We start from the raw sequence: 2,785 nt of genomic DNA on the forward strand, positions 1-2,785 counted from the left end.
TCTGGCGACCACAGCCGCCTCGGCATCGCGTCCCTCCCCCACTGGCCAGGCATCCGCCGCCCCCTCGATCAGCAGCCCCGGCATCAAGCCCCGCCCGGTCCCTGCTCCCGTCAGCACGCCGCCCGCGCCACCCGCCCCGCCTCGCGCACCGGTCTCCGCCGCACCCGCCTCCATCTCGGCACCCCCGCCTCCTCCCGCGCCCGCCACGTCTGCGGTCCATTCTGCGCCGCCTCCACCGCCCGCGCCCATCTCGCGCCCCAGCGGACCCCGGACACCGCCGCCCCTCAGCTCTGCGCCCACCACGCCGCCAATCCCCGCCGCGCCCCCCTCGCAGACAGCCACTGTCACCACCGAAGGCGACATCAAGATCATCCACCTCAAGCCGCCGATCATCGTCCGCGACTTCGCCACCGCGCTCGGCCTCAAACCCTTCAAACTCATCTCCGAACTCATGGAGATGGGCATCTTCGCTTCGATGAACCAAACCATCGAAGACGGGGTTGCCGTCAAAGTTGCCGAGAAACACGGCTTCCTCCTCGAAATCAAGCACCGCGGCGAAACCCAGCCCCCCATCACCCCCAAGGACAAGGAAGCCGAGAAGAAAAAGCGCGCCAAGGAAGCCCAGGAACGCGAACTTGCCAACCTCGCCCCCCGTCCCCCCGTCGTCTGTATCCTCGGACACGTTGACCACGGCAAAACCTCCCTCCTCGACGCCATCCGCAAGGCCGACGTCGCCAAAGGCGAAGCTGGCGGCATCACCCAGCACATCGGCGCCTACCAGATCGAGCACGCCGACAAAAAAGTCACCTTCCTCGACACCCCCGGCCACGCCGCCTTCCAGAAAATGCGCGCCCGCGGCGCTGCTGTCACCGACATCGCCGTCCTCGTTGTCGCCGCCGACGACGGCTTCATGCCCCAGACCGACGAAGCCCTCAAACACGCCCAAGACGCCGGCGTCTCCCTCATGGTCGCCATCAACAAGATGGACGTGAAGGGCGCCAACATCGAACGCGTCAAACAGATGATGCAGGAGCGCAACATCGCCCCCGAAGACTGGGGAGGCGAGACCATCACCGTCCCCGTTTCCGCGATCAAAGGCACCGGCATCTCCGACCTGCTCGACATGATCCTCCTCCAGGCCGAAGTCCTCGAACTCAAGGCCAACCCCAAAGCCGAGGCCAGCGGCGTCGTCATCGAGTCCCAGATCGACATCGGACGCGGCCCCCTCGCCACCGTTATCATCCAACGCGGCACCCTCAAAATCGGCGACTCGCTCATCTGCGGTCCCGTTTGGGCCAAAGTCCGCGCCATGTTCGACGATCAGGGCAAAAACATCAAAGAAGCCCCCCCCTCCACCCCCGTCCGCGTCATCGGCTGGAGCGGTGCCCCGGACAGCGGCGCCGCCTTCAAGTCCGTAAAAAACGCCCGCGAAGCCGAAAAGCTCGCCGAAGAGGAGCAACACCGCATTCGCCAGTCCACCTCCCGTGCCGATGCCGCCCCCAAGGACGTGTCGCTCGACAGCCTCTTCCAGAACATCGCCGCCACGCAGGAGAAGGTTCTTAAGGTCATCATCAAGACCGACGTCTTCGGCTCCACCGAGGCCGTCCGCAACGTTCTCGAAAACATCAAGACCACCAAGGCCTCCCTTGAAATCGTGGCCGACGAAGTCGGCCTCATTTCCAAGACCGACGTTCTCATGGCCAGCGCAGCCGGCGCCGTCATCATCGGCTTCAACACCAAGCTCGAAAACGGCGTCACCTCGCTCGCCAAGCACCACAACGTGCGCATCGAGACCTACGGCATCATCTACGAACTCGCCGACAAAGTGCGCGACATGATGGCCGACCTCCTCGAACCCGACCTCAAGGAAGCCAAGCTCGGTGCCGCCGAAATCCGCGCCACCTTCCCGCTCGCCAAAGGCTTTGTTGCCGGCTGCCTCGTCACCGAAGGCAAAATCACCCGCAACGCCTCCGCCCGCGTCCGCCGCAAAAAGGACGTCGTTTACGAAGGCAAAGTCGCCATGCTCAAGCGCTTCAAGGACGACGCCAACGAAGTCCGCGCCGGCCTCGAATGCGGCATCAAACTCGACGACTTCAGCGGCTACGAAATCGGCGACGTCATCGAAGTTTACGAAATCCAGAAAGTCAGGGCCTCCTTGTGAAAAGCTGAAAAACTAAAAAGCTAAAATCTGAAAGAACCGGCACTCCCATTTCAGCACTTTAATTTTAGCTTTTTAGCATTTTAGTTTTTTAGCTTTTTCCTGCCATGTCCACCCGCCAACTCCGCGTCAACGAACTCATCCAGCGCGAGCTAAGCGGCATCCTTCGCAAACGCTATCAAGAGGAGGCCGCGCTCATCACCATATCGGGCGTCTCGGTCACGCCCGACACCCGCGAAGGCAAAGTCTTTGTCTCTGTCACGGGCGACGCCGACTTTGCGCAACAAAAACTCCGCTGGCTGCGCAAGCACGCGCAAGAACTCCGCTTCGAACTCGGCCGCACCATCGTGCTCAAGCACATGCCCGTGCTCACCTACCAACTCGACATCGCCACCGACCGCGGCAACCGCATCCTCGACCTCCTCGACCAGATCGCCGGGGAGGAAAAATCCAAAACCCCGCCGCCCGCCGAGTAAAGTGGCGCGGGCGTCCCGCCCGCAATCTGTTCCGAAGCGGGCGGGACGCCCGCGCCACATTTCACCATCCATCCATCCGATCCTACTTCCCAACCCCATGCACTTCCCGCGCCTTTCCCCGCTCCTCCCTGCCCTCCTCGCCGACCTCGAC

General features: G+C 63.1%; 2 protein-coding genes. Both read left to right on the forward strand.

Annotated features, from left to right (window positions below; genetic code table 11):
- Positions 1 to 2,161, forward strand: a 2,161-nt coding sequence (gene infB / locus OBACDRAFT_RS07210) for a translation initiation factor IF-2 (RefSeq protein WP_043584205.1), incomplete at its 5' end; no start/stop codon positions are given.
- A 104-nt stretch (positions 2,162 to 2,265) separates the two neighbouring features.
- The gene (locus OBACDRAFT_RS07215) at positions 2,266 to 2,634 is read left to right on the forward strand and encodes a ribosome-binding factor A (RefSeq protein WP_043584206.1); all 369 of its coding nucleotides are present in this window, start codon (positions 2,266 to 2,268) and stop codon (positions 2,632 to 2,634) included.
- Positions 2,635 to 2,785 lie beyond the last annotated feature (151 nt).

The organism is Geminisphaera colitermitum TAV2, from assembly GCF_000171235.2.
Lineage (GTDB): Bacteria > Verrucomicrobiota > Verrucomicrobiia > Opitutales > Opitutaceae > Geminisphaera > Geminisphaera colitermitum.